This is a genomic window from Albibacillus kandeliae (genome assembly GCF_003116585.1).
GTDB lineage: Bacteria > Pseudomonadota > Alphaproteobacteria > Rhodobacterales > Rhodobacteraceae > Albibacillus > Albibacillus kandeliae.
In genome coordinates this window covers 819176-838255 of sequence record NZ_QEHM01000001.1, presented here as the reverse complement: position 1 = coordinate 838255, position 19080 = coordinate 819176, and the positions used below count along the sequence as shown (strand labels likewise).

General features: G+C 65.4%; 18 protein-coding genes. 2 read left to right on the top strand and 16 right to left on the bottom strand.

The features are described from left to right. Positions 1-60 precede the first annotated feature (60 nt). The 4 genes from recG to sciP form a co-directional block, all read right to left on the bottom strand. On the bottom strand, positions 61-2151 hold the full coding sequence (recG, locus tag DDT93_RS03945) for an ATP-dependent DNA helicase RecG (RefSeq protein ID WP_109464476.1): 2091 nt from the start codon (positions 2149-2151) through the stop codon (positions 61-63). Beyond that, a complete protein-coding gene (ligA, locus tag DDT93_RS03940; protein WP_109464750.1) occupies positions 2148-4367 on the bottom strand; it encodes an NAD-dependent DNA ligase LigA in 2220 nt (739 codons plus the stop codon). The genes recG and ligA overlap by 4 nt, the downstream gene beginning before the upstream one ends. 170 nt (positions 4368-4537) lie before the next feature. Continuing rightward, positions 4538-5254 (bottom strand): response regulator transcription factor CtrA, encoded by a 717-nt coding sequence (gene ctrA / locus DDT93_RS03935; protein ID WP_109464749.1) that lies wholly within the window; start codon positions 5252-5254, stop codon positions 4538-4540. Between the two features lie 99 nt (positions 5255-5353). Continuing rightward, positions 5354-5632, bottom strand: a complete 279-nt coding sequence (sciP, locus tag DDT93_RS03930) for a CtrA inhibitor SciP (RefSeq protein ID WP_109464475.1) — start codon at positions 5630-5632, stop codon at positions 5354-5356. A gap of 131 nt (positions 5633-5763) precedes the next feature. On the opposite strand from sciP, the gene mnmA reads away from it, so the two are divergent. Then, positions 5764-6909, top strand: a complete 1146-nt coding sequence (mnmA, locus tag DDT93_RS03925) for a tRNA 2-thiouridine(34) synthase MnmA (protein ID WP_109464474.1) — start codon at positions 5764-5766, stop codon at positions 6907-6909. 18 nt (positions 6910-6927) lie between these two features. On the opposite strand, the gene lpxB is transcribed toward mnmA, so the two are convergent. The 12 genes from lpxB to frr all read right to left on the bottom strand — a co-directional run bounded on the left by lpxB (position 6928) and on the right by frr (position 18243). After that, positions 6928-8085 carry a lipid-A-disaccharide synthase gene (gene lpxB / locus DDT93_RS03920; protein WP_109464473.1) on the bottom strand — a complete coding sequence of 386 codons (1158 nt, stop codon included), beginning with the start codon at positions 8083-8085 and terminating at the stop codon, positions 6928-6930. Then, positions 8085-8876, bottom strand: a complete 792-nt coding sequence (locus tag DDT93_RS03915) for an LpxI family protein (RefSeq protein ID WP_109464472.1) — start codon at positions 8874-8876, stop codon at positions 8085-8087. The genes lpxB and DDT93_RS03915 overlap by 1 nt, the downstream gene beginning before the upstream one ends. Before the next feature lie 3 nt (positions 8877-8879). Next, entirely contained in the window at positions 8880-9665 is a 786-nt protein-coding gene (lpxA, locus tag DDT93_RS03910) for an acyl-ACP--UDP-N-acetylglucosamine O-acyltransferase (protein ID WP_109464471.1), read from the bottom strand. A 5-nt stretch (positions 9666-9670) separates the two neighbouring features. Then, positions 9671-10135 carry a 3-hydroxyacyl-ACP dehydratase FabZ gene (gene fabZ, locus DDT93_RS03905; RefSeq protein ID WP_109464470.1) on the bottom strand — a complete coding sequence of 155 codons (465 nt, stop codon included), beginning with the start codon at positions 10133-10135 and terminating at the stop codon, positions 9671-9673. 75 nt (positions 10136-10210) lie between these two features. After that, positions 10211-10822 carry an OmpH family outer membrane protein gene (locus tag DDT93_RS03900; protein ID WP_109464469.1) on the bottom strand — a complete coding sequence of 204 codons (612 nt, stop codon included), beginning with the start codon at positions 10820-10822 and terminating at the stop codon, positions 10211-10213. A gap of 7 nt (positions 10823-10829) precedes the next feature. Continuing rightward, positions 10830-13136: an outer membrane protein assembly factor BamA gene (bamA, locus tag DDT93_RS03895; RefSeq protein ID WP_408607904.1), complete on the bottom strand. Its 2307-nt coding sequence runs from the start codon at positions 13134-13136 to the stop codon at positions 10830-10832. Between the two features lie 186 nt (positions 13137-13322). After that, a complete protein-coding gene (locus DDT93_RS27035) occupies positions 13323-13448 on the bottom strand; it encodes a hypothetical protein (protein WP_269800939.1) in 126 nt (41 codons plus the stop codon). Between the two features lie 101 nt (positions 13449-13549). Beyond that, positions 13550-14899, bottom strand: coding sequence for an RIP metalloprotease RseP (gene rseP / locus DDT93_RS03890; protein ID WP_109464467.1), 1350 nt, complete (start codon positions 14897-14899; stop codon positions 13550-13552). 6 nt (positions 14900-14905) lie between these two features. Continuing rightward, positions 14906-16078, bottom strand: a complete 1173-nt coding sequence (gene dxr, locus DDT93_RS03885) for a 1-deoxy-D-xylulose-5-phosphate reductoisomerase (protein ID WP_109464466.1) — start codon at positions 16076-16078, stop codon at positions 14906-14908. Between the two features lie 5 nt (positions 16079-16083). Then, positions 16084-16941: a phosphatidate cytidylyltransferase gene (locus DDT93_RS03880; protein ID WP_109464465.1), complete on the bottom strand. Its 858-nt coding sequence runs from the start codon at positions 16939-16941 to the stop codon at positions 16084-16086. Beyond that, a complete protein-coding gene (locus tag DDT93_RS03875; protein WP_109464464.1) occupies positions 16938-17669 on the bottom strand; it encodes an isoprenyl transferase in 732 nt (243 codons plus the stop codon). Before DDT93_RS03875 ends, DDT93_RS03880 begins: the two co-directional genes overlap by 4 nt. A gap of 10 nt (positions 17670-17679) precedes the next feature. Beyond that, positions 17680-18243: a ribosome recycling factor gene (gene frr / locus DDT93_RS03870; protein ID WP_109464463.1), complete on the bottom strand. Its 564-nt coding sequence runs from the start codon at positions 18241-18243 to the stop codon at positions 17680-17682. Between the two features lie 170 nt (positions 18244-18413). Between frr and DDT93_RS03865 the strand changes: the two genes are divergently transcribed. Continuing rightward, complete coding sequence (locus DDT93_RS03865; protein ID WP_109464462.1) at positions 18414-19076, top strand: potassium channel family protein; 663 nt, start codon at positions 18414-18416, stop codon at positions 19074-19076. Positions 19077-19080: the final 4 nt, after the last annotated feature.

Genomic DNA, 19080 nt, shown 5'->3' with positions numbered 1-19080 from the left:
CTGTAAAGAACTTTTTGAGAACATTTGTGAACTTAGGAGAACAAACCAGCCGAGAAAAAGCTAACCCACTGAAATCAAACGGATCGCCTCATCCTGCCGCATGAGCCACAGCAGAACACGCGCCGCGCGGCCGCGTTCTCCATCCAGTTCGGGATCGGTCTCCAGCAGCGTCCGCGCATCGCTCTGCGCCACCGCCATAAGCCCTGCTTGCCGTTCCAGGTCCGCGATCCGGAATCGCGGCAGACCAGATTGCGCCGTGCCGATCATGTCCCCGGCGCCGCGCATCTGCAGGTCCGTCTCGGCGATGACAAAGCCATCCTCGGTCTGCCGCAGAACATCGAGCCTGCGGCGCCCCCCCTCGGACAACGGCGATTGGTACATCAGCAGGCAGGTCGACTCGGCGCTGCCGCGTCCCACCCGCCCGCGCAGCTGGTGCAACTGGGCGAGGCCAAAGATCTCGGCCCGTTCGATCACCATGATCGATGCATTGGGCACGTTCACCCCCACCTCGATCACCGTGGTGGCCACCAGAACCTTGGTCTGCCCGGACTGGAAGGCCGCCATCGCGGCATCCTTCTCGGCTGGGGGCATCTGGCCATGCACCAGCCCGACCACTCCCTCGCCCAGAACCGCGCGCAGGCGCTTGAACCGTTCCTCGGCGGCGGTCAGGTCCATCACCTCGGACTCCTCGACCAGCGGGCAGACCCAGTAGCACTGCCGCCCCTCGTCGATGGCCCGACGCAGGTGGCCCACGACCTCGTCCATGCGCTCGGTGCTCACCACCGCTGTCTTGACCGGCTTGCGCCCCGGCGGCTTCTCGTCCAGCACCGAAACGTCCATGTCGCCGTATTGTGCAAGGGCAAGGCTGCGCGGGATTGGCGTTGCGGTCATCACCAACACGTCCGCGCCCTGCCCCTTGGCCCCCAGTTCCATCCGCTGTCGCACGCCAAAACGGTGCTGTTCGTCCACGATGGCAAGGCGCAGGTCGCGAAAGGCCACATCCTGCTGGAACACCGCGTGGGTGCCGACGAGGATCTGGATCTTGCCCTCGGCCAGCGCCGCCAGCTTGGCCCGCCGCTCCGCGCCCTTGTCGCGCCCGGTGAGGATCTCCAGCACAACCCCCGCTTCCTCGGCCATGGGCCGCAGCCCCTCGAGGTGCTGGCGCGCGAGGATCTCGGTCGGCGCCATCATCACACCCTGCCCGCCGGCCTCCACCGCGACCAGCAGCGCGAGGAAGGCGACCAGCGTCTTGCCCGCGCCCACGTCGCCCTGCAACAGGCGGTTCATCCGCGTTTCGCTCGCCATATCGGCTGCGATCTCCTCGATCGCACGGGCCTGCGCGTTGGTGGGCTTGTAGGGCAAACCCGCCAGAACACGCGCCTGAAGGCGACCGGTTGCCCGGCTGACGATACCCCGCGCGCGCCGTTCCCGCCGCCGGGCAAGGGCCAGAGTCAACTGGTGCGCCATCAGTTCGTCATAGGCCAGCCGCTCGCGCGCCGGGGCGCTGGACGAAAGATCGTCCAGCGCCTCCGGCGCATGGGCCCGCGCCATCGCTTCGGCCCAGTCGGGCCATTTCGACGCGGCCTTCTGCGCCGGGTCGATCCATTCGGCCAGTTCCGGCACCCGCATCAGCGTCGCCCGCACCGCCTTGTACATGGTCTTCTGCGTCACGCCCTGAGTCAGGCGGTAGACCGGTTCGAACTCGGGGATATCCGCCGCTTCTTCCAGCGGCACGACGTGATCCGGGTGGACCATCTGCGCCAGCCCGTCAAAGATCTCGAGCTTGCCGGAAACCAGCCGCCGGCTGCCGGTGGGCGCCAGCCGTTTCAGGTAGTCACCCCGGGCATGGAAGAAGACCAGCTGGAAGTCGGCCTGCTCATCCTCGACGTGAATGCGATAGGCACCGCCCTTGTTGCGCGGCGGGCGATGCGCCCCAATGGTCACTTCCACGGTCAGGGTCAGCGGCGGCTGCGCTCCCTTGATGGTGCTGCGCCGCCGCCGGTCGACCACCGCGTAGGGCAGCGAGAACAGGAGGTCGCGCGGCGCCTCGATGGCAAGCTGGCCCATCAGCTGCGCCGTCTTGGGCCCGACCCCTTCCAGCGTCTCCAACCCGGCGAAAAGCGGAAAGAGCTGCTCGGGTCGCCCGGTCATGCGTCGCCGATCAGGGCCAGCCAGCCGTCTTCGTCAATGGTCTCGATCCCGAGCTCGGCGGCCTTCTTGGCCTTGGAGCCCGCGCCGGGCCCCGCAACCAGCAGGTCCGTCTTGGCCGAGACCGAGCCAGCGACCTTCGCGCCAAGAGCCTCGGCCCGCGCCTTGGCCTCGGCCCGCGTCATCTTCTCGAGGCTGCCGGTAAAGACCACGGTCTTGCCCGCAACAGGGCTGTCGGCGGCGGGCGCATCCGGCGGGATGATGGTCAGATGGGCCACCAGCCGCTCGATGGCCGCGCGCTCGTGATCGTTGGCGAGCGCATCCGAGATCGAGAGGGCCAGGATCGGACCGATCCCGTCGGCACCGATCAGGTCGGCCCAGGCACTCGCGGCCTCGTCGGGCACCGCGTGCGCAGCCTGCGCCGCCGCGCGTGTCTCGGAGATACGGGCACGACGCCCTTCCGCCTCGGCCGCCAACCGTTCGCCTTCCTCCGCCTCGTCGGCGGCCCGGTGGGCCAGCGCTGCCGGGCGCGCCGTGTCGAGCGCAGCGGTCAGCGCCTCCCAGCTGCCGTAGTGCAGGGCAAGGTCGCGGGCCGCGACTTCGCCCACGTGGCGAATGCCAAGCGCGAAAAGAAAGCGCGCCATGGCGATGCTGCGCTGCTCGTCAATGGCGGCAAAGAGGTTGCTGGCCGACTTGTCGCCCCAGCCCTCCCGGTTCTTCAACTGCTGCACGCCAGAGCCATAGCGCTCCTGCAGGGTGAAGATCTCCGCCGGCTCCCTGATCCAACCATCCGCGTAAAATTGTTCGACCTGCTTGGCGCCCAGCCCTTCGATGTCGAAGGCGGCGCGCGATACGAAGTGCTTGAGCTTCTCGACCGCCTGCGCCGGGCAGATCAGGCCGCCGGAACAGCGCCGTACCGCGTCGCCTTCCTCTCTGATCGCCTCGGACCCGCATTCCGGGCAGAGATGGGGAAATTCGTAGGGCGCGCTGTCCTCCGGACGCTTCGAAAGGTCCACGTCGGCAACCTTGGGGATCACGTCCCCGGCGCGATAGACCTGCACCCAGTCACCGATGCGGATATCCTTGCCGCCCCGGATCTCGCCGCCCTTGGCATCGCGCCCGGCGATATAGTCCTCGTTGTGCAGCGTCGCGTTCGAGACGACGACCCCGCCCACCGTGACCGGGGTCAGCCGCGCCACCGGAGACAGCGCCCCGGTCCGCCCCACCTGGATGTCGATGGCCTCAAGCCGGGTCCAGGCGAGCTCGGCCGGGAACTTGTGCGCAATGGCCCAGCGGGGTGTCGTCGAGCGAAAGCCGAGGCGGCCCTGCAGGGCAAGGTCATCGACCTTGTAGACCACGCCGTCGATGTCGTAGCCGAGCGTCGCGCGCTGCGCCTCGATGGCACGGTAATGCGCCAGCATCTCGGCCGGTCTGGAACAGCGCTCGGTCAGCGGGTTGGTCTCGAACCCGAGTTCGTGCAGCCGCACGATGGCCCCCATCTGCGTCTCGGCCAGCTGCTCAGATACTTCGCCCCAGGCGTAGGCAAAGAACCGCAACGGCCGCGCGCGGGTGATTTCGGAATCGAGCTGCCGCAGCGATCCGGCTGCCGCGTTGCGCGGGTTGGCAAAGGTCTTGTCGCCAGCCGCCTCCTGCCGCGCGTTCAGAGCGGCGAAGTCGGCGTGAGACATGTAGACCTCGCCGCGCACTTCGAGGATCTCGGGGGCGCCCTGCAGCTCGGCGGGGATATCGGAGATGGTGCGTGCGTTCGCGGTCACGTTCTCGCCAACGGAACCGTCGCCGCGCGTGGCCGCCTGCACCAGCTTGCCGCCCTCGTAGCGCAGTGACAGCGACAGGCCGTCGATCTTGGGTTCCGAGGTGAAGGCCAGCGGCGCATCCGCCGAGAGGCCCAGGTACTTGCGGATGCCGGTGTCGAAGCCGGCGATGTCTTCGTCTTCGAAGGCATTGCCGAGCGACATCATCCGCACGGCATGGGTGACCTTGGCAAAACCCTCTGCCGGGCGCGCACCAACCTGGTCCGAGGGACTTTCGTCAAGCTTGAGGTCGGGGAAACGGGCCTCGATCGCCGCATTGCGCCGCTTCAGCCGGTCATACTCGGCGTCCGACAGCTCGGGGGCGTCCTCGGTGTGGTAGGCCAGATTCGCCGCGCCCAGCAGTTCGGCCAGGCGCTCCAGTTCGGCCCGGGCCTGCTCAACGCTCAGCGCATCGACGGCGGTTTCGCCTGCTCCGGGTTCCTCAACGTCGTGTTCCGTGCTCACCTGGTCCGCCCCGTCTTCTGGTCGGCACAAGTGATAGGCTGCGGGCGCGCGCAGGTCCAGATACCCGATCCCCCTTCGGGCAGGTTCCTGTCACTGGCTGACAGATGGGCGTCTCAGGCCCCGAGCGCCACGCGCGGGCGCAAGTGCTGGTCGCCCTGCGGATCGCGCAGCACGTATCCGCGGCCCCAGACCGTCTCGATGTAGTTGTCACCCTCGGTGGCCTTGCTGAGCTTCTTTCTCAACTTGCAGATGAAGACATCGATGATCTTCAACTCTGGCTCGTCCATTCCGCCGTAGAGATGATTCAGAAACATTTCCTTGGTCAGCGTCGTGCCCTTGCGCAGCGAGAGCAGTTCCAGCATCTGGTATTCCTTCCCGGTCAGATGCACGGGCTGGCCCACGGCCTCCACCGTCTTGGCATCGAGATTGACCGAGATCTTGCCTGTATGAATGACCGACTGCGAATGTCCCTTGGACCGGCGGATAATCGCATGGATGCGCGCGACCAGTTCCTCGCGGTGGAAGGGTTTGGTAAGGTAATCGTCGGCACCGAAGCCGAAGCCCTTGATCTTGTTCTCTGTATCGTCGGCGCCGGCGAGGATCAGGATCGGCGTTTCGATCCGCGAAAGGCGCAGCTGCCGCAATACCTCGTGGCCGTTCATGTCCGGCAAATTGAGGTCGAGCAGGATCAGATCGTAGTCGTAGAGCTTGGCGAGATCTATTCCCTCTTCCCCGAGATCGGTCGCGTACACGTTGAGGTTGGCATGCGTAAGCATCAACTCGATACTTTTCGAAGTGGTGGGATCGTCTTCGACAAGCAAGATACGCATGATCAATTCTCCGCCAGAATCCCCAGTTCCCGTGACTTATTAAACTTGACCAAAAATAGTTAATCACAGGTTACCCGAAATAGAAATCTGTCTGTGAAATTAATTCTGCCGATATTTCTTTAGCGCAGTCGCCTTCAACGCCCCCTCCCCGTGCTCGGCCACCGCGGCGACCCAGCTGCGGAATTCCTCGTCGCTGAGCGCGTAGCGGGAGAGCGCGTCAGACTGGCTGATCAGACCGTAAAGCACCCCCCGGACCACCGCCGCCTTGCGCGATGCCACCCATCGCCGGGTCTGGGCCGGCGGCAGGTCGGCCCGGGTCATGACCGTGCCATCGGGCAGCGTCACGGCGCGGGGTCCATCGACTTTTTTCAGGAACATTGGCCTTCCCTTTGCAGATTGGCCGGGATCTTGGCGTATCTGGCTTAACGAGCGGTGAAACCGCCCCTTGTGACTGTCTCGTATTTTCCTATATTCTGCCCGTCCCTTTCCCTTTGACCCGAGGTCCCGAAATGGCGCTGGACACGACCGTGCCGCTGAATTCACTCGGCTTTGCCAAGCCGCCGTCCGAAACGCGTGTGGTTGTCGCCATGTCCGGCGGCGTCGACAGTTCCGTGGTGGCCGCCCTGCTGGCGGACCAGGGCTATGACGTCGTGGGCGTGACGCTGCAGCTTTACGATCACGGCGCGGCGCTGGCCAAGAAGGGCGCCTGCTGCGCCGGGATCGACATTCACGATGCCCGCCGCGTGGCCGAGGAGCGGGGCTTCCCCCATTATGTCCTGGACTATGAAAATATCTTTAAGGACGCGGTCATCGACGAATTCGCCGACAGCTATCTCGCTGGCGCGACCCCGGTGCCCTGCATTCGGTGTAATGAACGTGTGAAGTTCAAGGATCTTCTTGAAACTGCAAAAGATCTTGAAGCAGATTGCATGGCCACCGGACATTACATCCAAAGAAAGGACGGACCCAACGGGCCGGAATTGCATTGCGCCGAGGATGCCAACCGCGATCAGTCCTATTTCCTGTTCTCGACGACCCCGGAACAGCTCGATTTCCTGCGCTTCCCGCTCGGCCACCTGCCGTCCAAGGCGGCGACCCGTGAACTGGCCGCGCAGTATGGCCTTTCGGTGGCCGACAAGCCCGACAGCCAGGACATCTGTTTCGTGCCGAACGGCGACTACGCCAGCGTGATCGAAAAGCTCCGCCCCGGCGCGGGCGAGCCTGGCGAGATCGTCCATGCCGACGGGCGCGTGCTCGGCACCCATAACGGCGTGATCCACTACACCATCGGCCAGCGCCGCGGTCTTGGCATCGGCGGTCTCACCGAGCCGCTCTACGTGGTCAAGCTCGACGTCGACAACTGCCGCGTCGTGGTCGGCCCGAAAGAGATGCTGGCCACGCGGACCGTCCCGGTGCGCGAAATCAACTGGCTGGGTGACGAACCGCTCGCCTCGCGCGAGGAGTGGCATGTTTCGGTCAAGGTACGCTCGACCCGCCCGCCGCGCGAGGCGATCCTGCGCCCGCGCCCGGATGGCACCGCCGAAGTCGAACTGCTGAACGCCGAGGAAGGTGTGTCGCCGGGTCAGGCCTGCGTGTTCTACGAAACCGGTGGCAGCCGCATCTTCGGCGGCGGCTGGATCTGGCGCGGCTACTGAGCGAACCCGCTCCAGCGGTCAGTTGGGCAGGCGCGCCAGAACGGCACGCGCCGCCCGCAAGCCTGGAGCCTCGTCGCCCTGCCCCAGCCGTTCCATCGTCAGCGCCATTGCCTCGGCCTGCGCATCTGGCGCGGCCTGCACCTCGCCCAGCCGGGCCGAGATCAGTTCTCCCCGGCAGTCGGGCCCCAGGCATTCGGGCACGACGCGGGTCTCGCTCACGAGGTTGACCAGCGTCACGGTGTCGATCAGCGCCATGCGCCGCATGATCTGCCATGTCAGCCAGTGGAACGTATAGGCGATCACCATCGGTGTCCGCGCGGCCGCAAGCTCGAGGGAAACCGTGCCGGAGGCCGCGAGGGCAAGGTCGGCACCGGCAAAGGCCGCCCGCTTGCGCCGCACGGCAAGGTCGGGCGTGGTGTCGTTCGGGTCGAGGACGACCGGGTTCCCGGGCCAGTCCTGCACCGCCTCACGCACCATCGGGGCGACGTGCCCGGCAGCAGGAACAACGACGCGCATGTTCGGGTGCTGGGGAATGAACCGCCGCAGCGCGTCACCGAAGGGCTGGACCAGCCTGCCCACCTCGCCCCGCCGCGACCCCGGCAAAACCAGCAGGTAGGGCGCCTCGCCCAGGCCCGCCTCGGCGCGGAATGCGGCCACGTCGGTCGCATCCGCCACGGGTTCCGACACCACCGGATGCCCCACGAAGTCGCACTCCATCCCTGCGGCTTCCATGTAGGGCGGCTCGAAGGGGAACAGCGCCAGCACCTGGTCAATCACTTGCGCCATCTTTGCGGCCCGTCCCGGCCGCCAGGCCCAGACCGTCGGCGCCACGTAGTGCACCGTGCGAATTGCGCTCTCGGCCTTGACCAGCCGCGCGACCCGCAGGCAGAAATCGGGGCTGTCGATCGAGATCAGAACGTCCGGCTTGCTGTCCAGCGCGGCGCGTGCCGTCTCGGTGATGCGCCGTTTCAGGTGGCGGTACTTGGGCAGTACCTCGGCCAGCCCCATGACGCTCAGTTCCTCCATCGGGAACAGGCTGGTCATGCCCTGAGCCTGCATCAGCGGCCCGCCGACGCCTTCAAAGCTGATCCCAGGCGCGAGTTGCCTGAGGCCCTCCATGAGCGCGCCGCCCAGCCGGTCGCCAGAGGGTTCGCCGGCGATCAGGAAGACCCGCATCAGGCCGGCTCCCGCACCCAGAGGAAGAGGCCCGCCGCATCGCAAGCGGCAATCACGGCCTCACGGTCCAGCACCATGACGCCACCCGCCTCGATCACGATCCCGTCCAACCGCGCGGCGACACAGGAGGCGACGGTATCGGGGCCAATGGTCGGCAGGTCCACCCGACGGTCCTGCCCCACCTTGGGCGCCTTGAACATCACGCCGCCGCCCTGATCGGGGCGCGCCGCAAGGCTCGCAAGCATCCAATCGGTGCCGAACACCCCCTCGATCGCCAGCGCCTGCCCCTTCAGAACGGCGCAGGTCTGCCCCACGTCCGCCCCGGAAAGCGTGCGCACGATGGTTTCGGCCCGGGCGGCATCACCCTCGGCCTGAGCCGTCGGCTGGCCAGAGGTCGGAACCCCGGCCACGGGCAGCAGGCCCGGCGCCAGCTCGGCAGCGCCCTTGACCGCGAAACCGGCAGAGTGGAAAAGGCCAGCGACCGCGCGCAGGGCCCCGTCATCGCCCGCTCCGAGCGCCTCCCGCAGGATGGCGAAGAGCGGCAGGGTCGCCGCATCGATCCGCGACGGGTCGACCGGAGGGCGGCGGATCGCGCCGCAGAAACAGACCTCGGTCACGCCGCGCGCCTTGAGGTCGTTCAGCAGGGTGCCAAGGGTTTCGAGCCGGAAAACGAGATCCGCCTCCAGCCCCTCGGGGTCAAAGCCTTCGAACACGCAGACTAATGGCCGCTGGGCCTGCTGCTGCGCGACGGCTGCCGGCAGGGTGCCCGACCCGGCAATCAGGGCCAGCATGGCTCAGCCTCCCGGGGTCAGGAAGTGGCGGTCGCTGTCGCCAAGCACGAAGGCGACGATCTCGCGGACATAGTCGCTCTCGGTTTCATCGCCCAGCCTGCGAGCCCGGTCCTGAAACGTCCCTTCGCCCTGCGCCAGCATCTGGAAGGCCGCCCGCAGCGCAGTGATGTCCGCCCGGCTGACCCCGCGCCGCTTGAGCCCAACGAGGTTCAGACCGTCCAGCTCGCCACGCGGCGCCTGCACCAGCCCGTAGGGGATCACGTCGTTCGTAACCATGGTCACCGCGCCGATGATAGCGCCCCGACCGATGCGCACCCACTGGTGTACTCCGGACAGGCCGCCGACGATGACGTCGTCTTCCAGCACGCAGTGTCCGGCAATGGCCGACTGGTTCACCACGATCACCCGGTTGCCCACCTGCGCGTCATGCGCGATGTGGCAGCCCGCCATGAACAACCCGTCGTCGCCGATGCGGGTTACCCCGCCACCGCCTTCGGTACCGCTGTTCATCGTCACATGCTCGCGAATGCGGTTCCGCGCCCCGATCTCGAGCCGCGTATCCTCGCCACGGAACTTGAGGTCCTGGGGGATCTCGCCGATCACTGCGAAGGGAAAGATCACCGTGTCTTCGCCGACCGTCGTATTCCCCGTGACCACCACGTGGCTCTTCAGTTCGACCCGGTCGCCCAGCACGACCTGCGCCCCGACGAGGCAGAACGGACCGATGATGCAGCCCTCGCCCAGCGTTGCGCCGTCTTCGACCACGGCAGAGGGGTGAATCTGGGCCATCGCGGTCACTCCTTCGGCATGTCGATCATGGCGGTGAACTCGGCTTCGGCGGCCAGTTCGCCTTCGACCGTGGCGCGGCCGCCGAATTTCCAGACCTTGCCACCGGGCTTGCCGCGCAGCGTGGTCACGTTCATCTCCAGCACGTCTCCCGGCCCCACCTTGCGGCGGAACTTGCAGTTGTCGATGGACATGAAATAGATCAGCAGTTCCTTGTCGGCCATGTTCAGCGCGGTGCCGATCATCACGCCTGCGGTCTGCGCCATGGCTTCGACAATGGTCACGCCCGGCATGATCGGCACACCGGGGAAGTGCCCCTGGAAGTGCGGCTCGTTCATGGTGACGTTCTTGATCCCCCGCGCCGAGGCGGTGCCGTCGATATCGACGACCTTGTCGACCAGCAGGAAGGGATATCGATGAGGAAGGATGCGCTGGATCAGTTGGATATCAGCGGATTGCAGGCTGTCGCTCATGTCGGTTTCCCCGTTTTCTCGTATTGGCTCTGACTAGCAACCCCTGCCGCGTTGGGCAAGCTGCGGCAGACCGGTCTACTGATCCGCGGTTCCGGGCGTCTCGGCCGCGGGATCCTTCACCTCGCCGGTATCGAGATCGCTGCCGTCGCCCAGTGTCTCGTCGATCATCCGGATGGCAAGGTCCGTCACGTCGGTGGCGTCCGAACTCAGAAACACGTTGGACCGTTCTAGAATGACACCCGCGCCGGTCTCCTGCATCAGCTGGCCAAGCACCGGCCGTGCTGCGCGAAAGAAGATCCCGCGCGCGTGGTCGCTGCGCTGAGCCAGTGCGCGCGCCTTGGCGTCCTGCTCGGTCCGGATCGACTGGACCTTGGCGTCGAAGGCATCCGCGAGGTCGCGGAACGCCTGCGGTTCCGTCGTGGACCGCCGCTCCGTCAACTGCCGCTCTTCCTCGGTCAGCAGCCCCTCAATCCGGCGATTCTCGGCGGCGAGCGTCTTGCCGTCTTCTTCCAGGTCCTGCGCGATGCGCTTGCCGAACTGGGATTCGGAGTAGAGCCGGTCTGACGAGATCGTTAGGATCGAGCCGCTGGTCGGGCTTACGGACTGAGCAGATGCCGAAGAAACGCCAAGCGCCGGCCCGAGGGCCAGCGCGAGGGTCAGAACAAGAGCTCGGATTGGTCTGCCCATGCCGGGCTCAGAACTGCGTCTGGAAAGTCAGGTTGAAGTTCTGTTCCTTGTCGTAGTCTTCCTTGACCAACGCCTTGGAAAAGTTGAACCGCAGCGGGCCGAGGGCCGTGTTCCACAGCAGCGAGACACCGATCACGTGGCGGAACGACCCGTCCTCGCCGACGATCGACGTGCTCGAAGACGTGTCCACGTTGTCGAGACCCCAGAGGTTGCCGACGTCATAGAACACACCGCCCATGACGTTCAGTTCCTCGGGCAGGCCCAGCGGGAACTCGGCGTCAAACCGGGCCACGGCGTAGTAGTTGCCGCCGAGTGCGTCGCTCTCGCCGTTGGACTGGTCGCGCGGACCGATACCGTAGGGCTCGAAACCTCGCATGATGCGCGAGCCGAGGATATAGCGGTCGATGGTCCGGCTGGTGTTGTTGCCCATCCAGTTCAGCATCCCAGCCTCGAAAGACGCGCGCAGCGTGACTTCCTCGTTCAGCACCTTGGTCTGGGCCACGACCTTGGCGTTGCTCTTGAGGAACTCGTTGTCGCCGCCAAGGCCCGCGTACTCGGTTCCGACCTCGAACAGCATGCCCGCATTGGGGTTAAGACCGGTCAGGCGCGTGTCGTAGGAATAGGTCAGCCCGAGTGAGCTGGTGGTACGGTCGCCAAAGCTGATCTCGTTCGCGATGACGTTCGAGCTCTCGGTATCTTCCCGCTCCGACATCTCGCTCTGGTAGTAGGAGTAGGTGATACCCATCCGCCCGTTTTCACTGACCGGGAAGCTCAGTTTCGGGGTGAAGTAGATGCGCTTGCTGTCGAAGTTGGTGTAGGACGAGTCGGTCTCGCTCAGGCCGAGGCCAAAGCCGAAGGACAGATCGCGCCCGAGGAAGTAGGGCTCGGTAAAGCCGACCGAGAACTCGTCGGAATCCTCGGTGGTGCCGATGGAGGCCGACACGCTCTGCCCCCGGCCAAGGAAGTTGTTCTCGCGCAGGCTGATCGCAAGGCCGAAGCCATCGTCGACCGAGTAGGAGCCGCCTAGCGTCACCGAGCCTGTCGGCTGTTCCTTGACGTTCACGTCGATGATGACCTGGTCCTCTGCCGAACCCGGCCGCGTCGTGACTTCGGCGTCCTCGAAGAACCCGAGCGCACGGATGCGTTCGGCGCTCTGCCGGATCGCACGCGGGTTGAACGGATCGCCCTCTGCCGCGCGGAATTGCTGACGGATGACCCGGTCGAGCGTGGTGGTGTTGCCCTCAATGTCGATCCGCTGAACGAACACGCGCGGGCCCTTGCTCAGCACGAACTCCACATCCAGCGTCAGGTCGCGATCGTTGCGAGTGACCTTGGGCTCGACACGCAGGAAGTCGATCTCGTTCTTGATGGCGAGACGTTCCATGCGGGCGATGGCGTTCTCGATCAGCACCGGCGAGTAGATGACGCCCGGCTTGATCTTCAGGGTGTTCTGGAACTCCTGTGCGACCGCTTCGGGCACCTGACTGCTGGTGGTGATCTTGCCAAAGCGGAACTGCTGCCCCTCCTGCATGTTCACCACGAGGTAGAAGGCGTCCTGCTCCCGCGTCATCTCGGCATTGGCGCTGAGGATGCGGAAGTCGGCATAGCCGCGCGACAGGTAGAAATCGCGCAGGGCCTGGCGGTCGAAGGCGATCCGGTCTTCGACCAGGGTATCGCTGCGGATGAAGTTGCGCAGGAAGTTCGCCTGCTTGGTCGCCAGCACGTTGCGCAGGCGGCGATCGGAGAACGCCTTGTTCCCGACGAAGCTGACGCGCTCAACCTCGATGGTATCGCCCTCGATCACCTCGAAGACCAGGTCGACGCGGTTGTCCTGACGTCGGATGATGCGCGGCGTCACGGTGGCGGCGATGCGGCCATGCTGGGCATAGGCTTCGGCCAGCAGCGCGGCATCGGCCTCGGCAGTGTTCGGGTCGAAGACGGTGCGCGGCTTGGATTTCAGCAGCCCGCGCAGTTCGTCATCCTTCAGGCGGCGGTTGCCCTCAATGCTGACACGGTTGATCGCCGGGAACTCGGTGACGCGCACGACGAGGGTGCTGCCCTGCGGTTCGATCTCGACGCTTTCGAACTGGCCGCTGGCAAGGATCCGCTGATAGGCGTCATTCAACTCGCCCGCGGTCATGGACTTGCCGCGTTCGATCCCCGCGTAGCTTGCCACGGTGCCGGTCGGAACCCGCTGATTCCCCTGCACCACGATGTTGCTGAAGGTGTAGGACTGCGCCTCGGCGACCCCCGCGAAGGAGACCATCGCGACCAGCGCCAAACTGCTGAAAACCTTAGGAAGCGGCCACAACATCTTGTCGCGCGCATTATCTGCACCGCAGGATTTACCTGTTACAGTCCCGGAACTCATCTGCTGCACCCGCCTTTTTTCCCTTTCTTTTTGACTAGCGGGAATGGGTCGCGATGTCAAAACCACAAACGGAAACGGCGCCCCCTTTTTCAGGGAGCGCCGTATTGCCTTGATCGGTTCGTTTCGCTGTCAGAGCGAGCCCAGGAAGGCCCCGGTCATCAGCGCGGCCGCGATGGCGACCAGAAACAATAGCCTGTCCCAGTTCAGGGACATGATCAGGCTCAAACCTCGATATGACTCTTGCAGGGTATGCATGTCACTTTTCCTTTGCTGCCGTTCGCGCCGGTTCTAGCCATTCAATGTGGCAAGACTTGCCACGCAATGTGGCAAGACTGGGGCGGGCAGCCATGAGAGGCTTAGCAGAACAGATCGTTGCCGAGCGCGAAGACCATCAGCGAAAGGATCGCCGCGATGCCGAGCGACATCAGGACCCGCAGCGCGCGTTCGTTGGGCGGACGGCCCGAGACGGCCTCGTAGATGTAGAATACGAGGTGCCCGCCATCGAGCGCAGGGATCGGAAAGAGGTTCAGCAGTCCGACCGCCGTGGAGAGCACGGCAATGAACCAGATGAAACTCTGCGCGCCCTGGCTGGCCATCGCGCCGGAGGTCTCGGCGATACCGATGGGTCCGGAGATGTTGCAGGTGCTGATCGCGCCGGTCACCATGTGCCAGAGCCCGGAAAGCGACGAGGAGATCACCGCGTAGGTCTGGCTCACCCCGCCCGACAGCGCCTCGATGGGGCCCGCGGGTTCGGTGGCAGGGACAAAGGCCATCGAACTGACCACGCCGATACGCCAGTGGGTCGCGAAACCGCCGTCGGCCACCGGTTCGTCGGTACGGCGCGGGGCCAGCGCGAACTGGTAGGTTTCACCACTCCGCCAGACGTCGATCTTGAGCACGCGGCCGTCAGAGGACTCGACCCGCGATTTCAGCTGGTCGAAGGCAAAGATCGGCTCGCCGTCAACGGCGGTAATCACGTCGCCGGGCTCCAGCCCGATATCCATCGCGGCACTGCGCGGCGCGACCGTCTCGATCAGCGGAGGATAGAGGTAGGGGCCCTTGACCGTCAGTTCGGATCCGTCCCGCTCGATGCGGTAGTCGAGCAGCGGCTCGGAGGGCAGCGCGGTGCGGAAGGTTTCCCAGTCGGCGCTGTTTCCAAAACCCGGGGGAACCACCCCACCCGCGCTCAGGATGACATCGCCTTCCTGCAACTCGTAGCCGGACTCCGGCATCGGTCGCAGTTCGCCAACGGTCAGTGGCTCGGTCGAGACGCCGCGCACCATGAAAACCACGGTGAAAACGGCAATCGACATGATGAAGTTGAACACCGGACCGGCCAGCACGGTTGCCGATCGCGCCCAGAGCGGTGCGCCGTGCATCGTCTTGCGCAGTTCCACGGGGTCACGCGCGGCGTCCTGCATTGCCGCCTCGTCCATGCCGGAGGCCGCGTTGGCATCCCCCATGAACTTGACGTAACCGCCGAAAGGCAGCGCGGCGACCTGCCAGCGCGTTCCCCGCCGGTCGACCCGCGACAGCAGTACCGGCCCAAAGCCAAGCGAGAAGACCTCGGCGTGGATGCCGGACCAGCGGCCGACAATGTAATGTCCGAACTCGTGCACGGCCACGATGACCGAGAGGGCAACGACAAATGCGATGAGCGTGTAAACGACGCCACCGAACTCCGGTATCAATCCCGTAATATCCAAAATCCCCTACCCTGCTCGTGCTGCCATCGCTTCGTCGGCATATGTTCTTGCCAGATGGTCGGTGTGAAGAACGTTATCAAGTGTCAATGAGGCGTCAATGAGACCCGGTTGAGACTCGAACCGGTCCAGCACCGCCTCGACAGTCTCCGCCATCTCCAGAAAACCGATGTGCCCCGCGATGAACGCGTCGAGGCTGCGCTCCTTCGCAGCGTTGAAAACGGTGCCCGAGAGGCCGCCGCGCGCCATGACCGACCGGGCGAGCCGCAGGGCCGGATACCGGTCCAGGTCGGGCGCACGGAAGGTAAATTGTCCGATACTCGCGAAATCCAGCCGCTCGACCGGCAGTTCCCGCCGCTCGGGCCAGTGCAGGGCAAAACCGATGGCATGACGCATGTCCGCCGGCCCTACATGCGCCATCAGCGCCCCGTCTCGGAAGCCGACCATCGCGTGGATCATCGATTCAGGGTGCACCAGCACCTCGATCTGACCGGGGTCGACGCCAAAGTACTCCCGCGTCTCGATGACCTCGAGCGCCTTGTTGAACATCGACGCGGAGTCGATGGTGATGCGCTGACCCATGTTCCAGTTCGGATGGCACGAAGCCTCGGCCAGCGTCGCGCCACGCAGCTTGTCCATCGGCCAGTCGCGGAACGCCCCGCCGCTGGCGGTGATGATGATGCGCTCGACCGCGCCGATGTCCTCGCCGATCAGGCCCTGGAAGATGGCGGAATGTTCACTGTCGACCGGCAGGACTCGCGCGCCATGTGCCTCGGCCGTCGCCATCACCAGCGCCCCGGCACAGACCAGCGTTTCCTTGTTGGCAAGGGCCAGCGTCGCGCCCTGCTCCAGCGCGCGCAGCCCGGGCTCCAGCCCGGCCGCGCCAACGATCGCCGACATCACCCAATCCGCCGGACGCGAAGCCGCTTCCAACAGGGCCGCCTGCCCCGCCTGTGCCTCGATCCCCGTACCGGCAAGCGCCTCGCGCAGTGGCTCCAGCATCTCGTCGAAGGCGGTCACAGCGACCGCGGCACCAAGGCGCTGTGCGTCCTCGGCCAGCTGCGCGACATTGCGTCCACCGCTCAGCGCGACGACTTCGTACTCGTCCGGGGCGCGCGCGATCAGGTCGATGGTGTTCTGACCGATGGACCCGGTGGCGCCGAAAATGGAAACCCGCCGCACGGCCCCTAGCCCCCCGACACCAGCGTGATGATCCCGGCGAGACAGGCTGCCGCGACAAGCGCGTCCAGCCGGTCGAGAACGCCGCCGTGGCCCGGGATCAGCGAGGAGGAATCCTTCAGCCCCACCCGGCGCTTCATGGCGCTCTCGGCGATGTCACCCATCTGTGCAGCGAAGCAGACGACGAAGGAGGCCACCGCGCCCTCAAGCCAGGTCAGCCCAAAGTGGGGCAGCACCACGGCGCCGAAGATGGCGCAGCCAATCCAGCCCGCGACAGTGCCGGACCAGGTCTTCTTGGGCGAGATCGCGGGCCAGAACTTGGGTCCGCCGAACGCCCGACCCGCAAAGTAGCCGGCGGAGTCCGAGACCACGACAAGCCCGACGATAGCAAGGATACCACCCGCGCCGTGCTGATTGTAATCGTAGGCGAGGTAAAGCACGGCACCGCAGAGCAGCGCACCGTAGGCCAGCCACAGCAGGCGCCCCCGGCCCAGCATCACCAGCCCCACGATCAACGGGGCGGCGACGCCCATCACGGCACCGTAGATACCACCCTCGAAGAGCCCCTGACCGGTGATGCCCGGCGGAAGGTCTTCGATCAGACGGTCATCGCCCAGCACGATCCCTGCAATGGCCAGCAGCGGGTAGGCCAGCGGCACCACGCCAAGCGCGACCCGCCGCGCGAAACTGATCTCGGGATCGCAGAGCCGGGCGAGTTCGTAGATCATCAGTCCGAAGACCGCAAAGACGAAGATGTCCCACGCCACCGGACCCGACCAGAGCGCAGCCAGCGTGATGGCCACCAGGACAACGGCAGAGAGGACCCGGGTGCCCAGGTCCCGCCAGCGCGCGCTCTGCTCGCTCATGCCTTGACGGCTCCGAACCGCCGGTCCCGCGCGCCGTAGGCGTGGCAGAGCCGCGCCAGCTCGCTGGCCGAGAAGTCCGGCCAGAGGGTGTCGATGAATTCGTATTCGGAATAGGCCGACTGCCACAGCAGGAAGTTCGAGATCCGCGCCTCGCCGCTGGTCCGGATCACGAGATCGGGATCCGGCAGCACGCAGGTATCGAGGTATCGCGGCAGGGTCTGCTCGTCGACATCGGCGGGGCGCAGCTTGCCTGCGGCAACATCCTCGGCCAGCCGCTTGGTCGCGCGGGCCACCTCGTCGCGTCCACCGTAGTTCAGCGCGATGGTCAGGTTCACCCCGTCATTCCCGGCGGTCTGCGCTTCGAGGTTGTCCATCAGGTCGATCAGCTTGTCATCGAGCCGGACTCGGTCGCCGATGAAGCGCACCCGCACCCCGCGCGCGTCGAGAGCCCGGGTTTCCTTGGCAATGTAGCGGCGGAACAGGCTCATCAGCCCGGCCACCTCGACCTGCGTCCGTTTCCAGTTCTCGGTCGAGAAGGCGAAGATCGTCAGGTACTTGATGCCGAGCTCTGGACAGGCTTCCACCACCTCGCGGACACGACGCGCGCCCGCATGATGGCCGAACAGTCGGGGGCGGCCCCGCGCCTGTGCCCAGCGACCGTTGCCATCCATGATGATGGCCACGTGACGCGGACCGTTACCTTCCAGGATGACAGGATCCTTTGGCATCGCCTCTGGCTCAGACCTGCATGATTTCGGCTTGCTTGTTCTCCAGCGCATCGTCGACTGCCTTGATCATGGCGTCGGTGAGATCCTGCACCTCGCTCTCCCAGAACTTCTGGTCGTCTTCCGACATGCCGTCGGCCTTCGCCTTCTTGATCTGGTCCATTCCATCGCGCCGCACGTTGCGGATCGAGACCCGCGCGTGTTCGGCATACTGGCCGGCGACCTTGGTCAGCTCGCGGCGGCGCTCTTCGTTCAGTTCGGGGATCGGGAGCATGATGATGGTCCCGTTGAGCTGCGGGTTGATCCCAAGACCGGACTCGCGGATCGCTTTCTCGACTTTCCCGACAAGGCCCTTGTCCCAGACGTTGATCGTCACCATGCGCGGTTCGGGAACGTTGACCGTACCCACCTGGTTGATCGGCGTCATCGAGCCGTAGGCGTCGACCTGCACCGGTTCCAGCATGGAGGCCGACGCACGCCCGGTACGCAGAGAGGCGAATTCGGTGCGCAGATTCGCCATCGCCCCATCCATCCGCCGCTTGAGGTCGTCGGTATCGAGTTCGAATTCGTCTGCCATGGTCCTCTTGCCCGCCTTGGAGTTTATCGTTCGGACTGCGTTCTATGACACGCGCAGGCGGATGTATAGCCGTTTACATTTTGTGCACATGCCCGGAACCGCAGCCTTGACTCCCGGACAACCGGGTGAAAGCGTCCGCCGCGCAGATCGTCCCCTGAAAGGCAGACATTTTGCCCAAGCTCAATCCTACATTCGCGGTCATCGGCCTCGGCTCCTTCGGGTCCACGGTGGCGCTTGAACTTGCCCGGTTCGGAAATCACGTCATGGGCGTGGACTCCGAGGAAAAGCAGGTCGCCCGGCTGGCGGACCAGCTGACCGAAACCGCGATCCTCGACACCACCGACGAGATCGCACTGCGCGAGGTCGGCATCGACCGCTATGATATCGCCCTTGTCGCCATCGGCGACGACCTTCAGTCCAGCATCCTGACCACGATGAACCTGCGCCTCATCGGCGTCAGCGAGATCTGGGTGAAGGCGACCAACAAGACGCACCACCGCATCCTGTCCAAGATCGGGGCCGACCGCGTCATCCTGCCCGAGCAGGAGATGGGCCGGCACATCGCGCAGATGCTGAACAACCCGATGGTGCAGGACTACGTGAGCCTCGGGAACGGCTTCAGCGTGGTCAGCATCCTCCTGCCCGAGCGGCTTGCCGGGCGCACCATCGGCTCGCTGCGCCTGAACGACCAGCCGGACCTGCAACTGTTGGGGCTGATGCGCGGCACCGAGTTCAGCAACTGCCGCGACCTCAAGGCCGAACTGCGCCAGGATGACAAGCTGTTGTTGCTGGGCAAGCGGGCCGACCTGCGCGCCTTCAGCGACGCGCTTTAACCCC